This is a genomic window from Chamaesiphon sp. OTE_8_metabat_110 (genome assembly GCF_031382685.1).
GTDB lineage: Bacteria > Cyanobacteriota > Cyanobacteriia > Cyanobacteriales > Chamaesiphonaceae > Chamaesiphon.
In genome coordinates this window covers 1-2,158 of the sequence record NZ_JANMZA010000136.1, presented here as the reverse complement: position 1 = coordinate 2,158, position 2,158 = coordinate 1, and the positions used below count along the sequence as shown (strand labels likewise).

The following is a 2,158-nucleotide window of genomic DNA, read 5'->3' as shown; positions in this document are numbered from 1 at the left end:
CCGCACGCACTCACTACGAATTAATTAAAATCTTCGGACGATTCCCCCATCGCAATCAAATTCTAGGTAGAACGAGTACACCTGCTGAATTAGAATTTCTCGCTCGTCCCGATGCTTTTCATGGTTGAGATCGCTGCTTATGAAAGCTGCATACCGAGTTGAGTTTTAACTCCACGGGGTCGAAATCCACCCACCAGGCTTCACACATGAGCATCCTTGATGCTTCCCATTAATCCATTACTCCATGCCAATGCTGCGCTTTCTCGCTCGGTATCTGCTGCCATTGCTCGATCGGCAGATATTAGATCTTCTTTGAGGACATGAGGACGCGCTAAATTTTCGAGGAATTTACTAATATTGCCTTTGCCGACAACCCGATAGAGAGCATCATAAACCTCTCGATCGATTGTGATGATTATTTTCTTTTGCATTGCAATGATTGCACGACCCATAATACTATTTTAGCACTTACACCTATACATGATTCTGCGGACTTACTAGATGTTAATCGTCCGAGCTGTACCGCCTAGTCAATGTTACTTGTCGCCTAAATTCGATGAACCATTACCAGATGAGTTTTGGCTCGGTGAAGAATGAGGATTTTATTAGACACCTGAGTGAGGTATCGATCTCGATCGGAACGACAGATGGTATTGTAGCGATCGATTCGATAATTTGGCTCGGATGGATGTTAAGGTGATGTCTACGATCGCGCCGCGTAGTTTGGTGGTCGAGGATTTCGGCTATAATACTGCCACTAGAATTTTAGCTCAAGCGATCGACCTCACTCATTTATCTGTCTTCCCCACCAATGCTCACCAATGCCCCCCTGCTCATAGTTCAGGATGTCCGTGCTGGCTATATCCCTGGCTCGGATATCCTCAATGGGATTAATTTTATCGTCCAACCAGGCGAGTTGGTAGCGGTAATTGGGGGCAATGGCGCGGGTAAATCAACGCTGGCGAAGACGATTTTTGGATTGCTGACGCCTAATAGTGGGACGATTACTTTTAAAGGCGAACAAATTGGGGGATTAAAATCCGATCGGATCGTCCAAAGAGGGATGTGTTATGTCCCCCAAATCTCGAATGTCTTTAAGTCGCTGACGATCGAGGAAAATCTGGATATGGGTGGTTTTATCCGTTCGAGCGATCTCCAGCAACTCAAGCAAAAAATCTATACGATGTTTCCCCGCCTCGCCGAGCGGCGCAAACAACGCGCGGGTACCCTCTCAGGAGGCGAACGTCAAATGCTAGCGATGGGCAAAGCCCTCATGCTCGATCCGGAGTTATTAGTCCTTGACGAGCCTTCTGCGGCACTTTCACCCGCGCTGGTTACTGATGTCCTCAAGCAAATTCGGGCAATCAATGCAACTGGTACCGCCATCGTCTTGGTCGAACAAAATGCCAAGAAAGCTTTAGCAATGTCCGATCGAGCCTATGTGCTGGATACAGGGATTGTCAAGCATGAAGGGGTTGCTGCTGACTTACTCAAAGATCCCAAGGTCATCGAAACCTATCTAGGTGTGGGCGGACATTAAGGTCATTTGTCTAGCATCGCCGAGCTGCGGAAATTTATTAAGATCGATCGATTAGTGACGCGACTCGATCGAGATTGTGGCTCGAATCTGACGAAGTAGCTGGATTATTCTGCTGGCGGGATGGCGAAAGTGTCGTGACAGCAACAATTGCGACAACCGTCGATACACTTAGATAAATCGCGATCGCCATCTGATTGGATTTGCCAGTTTTACCATTATAAGTAGTACCGCACTTGGTACATTTGACATGGGTAAACATTTTTGGCCCGACTATTCCTCCCCACCAGGTAAAGCCAATTGCTGCGGCTCTGTCTGAAGCGCATTTTGGGCAAGGTCGATACTGAAGCATCTAGTTTCTCCGAGGATGAGCCGATATTTGTGGGCATACATAGAGAATACCCATTTTATCGCGATCGCCAACATCCTCTCGATCGTTTCAACCCGCCAAAATTACCCAGTAGGCGTGCCCTAGAGCTATAGCTGAGGATAGTATCCCCGTCAGAGCAAGCTGCAAGCAAGCTCAACTGATATAGTCTTGCAAAGCTTTCACTTCTAAGGGTTGAGATTGGAGCGATTCGATGGCGGCGGCGGTGGCTTTTGCTCCGGCGATCGTCGTCA

At 47.7% G+C, this 2,158-nt stretch carries 4 protein-coding genes; 2 read left to right on the top strand and 2 right to left on the bottom strand.

The window, feature by feature from the left end; translation table 11 throughout:
- Window positions 1-128 (top strand): DUF924 family protein (locus RMO52_RS04730; RefSeq protein WP_310411367.1); only part of this gene is annotated, 128 nt, incomplete at its 5' end.
- 72 nt (window positions 129-200) lie between these two features.
- Here RMO52_RS04730 and RMO52_RS04725 read toward each other — a convergent pair.
- Window positions 201-431: an addiction module antitoxin gene (locus RMO52_RS04725; protein WP_310411364.1), complete on the bottom strand. Its 231-nt coding sequence runs from the start codon at window positions 429-431 to the stop codon at window positions 201-203.
- Window positions 432-811: 380 nt separating this feature from the next.
- Here RMO52_RS04725 and RMO52_RS04720 point away from each other — a divergent pair, with 380 nt between their 5' ends.
- Complete coding sequence (locus RMO52_RS04720; protein ID WP_309738154.1) at window positions 812-1,540, top strand: ABC transporter ATP-binding protein; 729 nt, start codon at window positions 812-814, stop codon at window positions 1,538-1,540.
- A gap of 37 nt (window positions 1,541-1,577) precedes the next feature.
- On the opposite strand, the gene RMO52_RS04715 is transcribed toward RMO52_RS04720, so the two are convergent.
- Window positions 1,578-1,889, bottom strand: a complete 312-nt coding sequence (locus tag RMO52_RS04715) for a hypothetical protein (protein ID WP_310411361.1) — start codon at window positions 1,887-1,889, stop codon at window positions 1,578-1,580.
- Window positions 1,890-2,158 lie beyond the last annotated feature (269 nt).